The following is a 298-nucleotide window of genomic DNA, read 5'->3' as shown; positions in this document are numbered from 1 at the left end:
CACGTCGATAGGAGGCGTGTGGAAGGGCGGCAACGCCTGAAGCTAAGCCTTACTAATCGCTCGATCGGCTTGATCTCTCACCCAACCAAGAGCGCCGCGCGCAGCGGCAAGCCCGCTCAAAAGGGCACGACACAGCAGCCGTCGTTTCGATCCTCATTCAACAGTCACTTGCACGAACAGCGCGAAAGCAACACCGGTCGGTGATGCGTGTCGGAGAGCAGCGTGTGCCTTGGTGACCTGGTGGTCATGGCGAGGTGCCCAACACCCGATCCCATCCCGAACTCGGCCGTGAAAAGCC

At 60.7% G+C, this 298-nt stretch carries 1 pseudogene; it reads left to right on the top strand.

The features are described 5' to 3' along the window. Positions 1-204, top strand: a pseudogene (locus EJ913_RS32285) (hypothetical protein); the annotation flags it as partial. Between the last annotated feature and the right edge of the window lie 94 nt (positions 205-298).

This window comes from Azospirillum doebereinerae, assembly GCF_003989665.1.
Lineage (GTDB): Bacteria > Pseudomonadota > Alphaproteobacteria > Azospirillales > Azospirillaceae > Azospirillum > Azospirillum doebereinerae.
The sequence above is the reverse complement of the archived record's forward strand: the minus strand, read 5'-3'. Positions and strand labels throughout refer to the sequence as shown.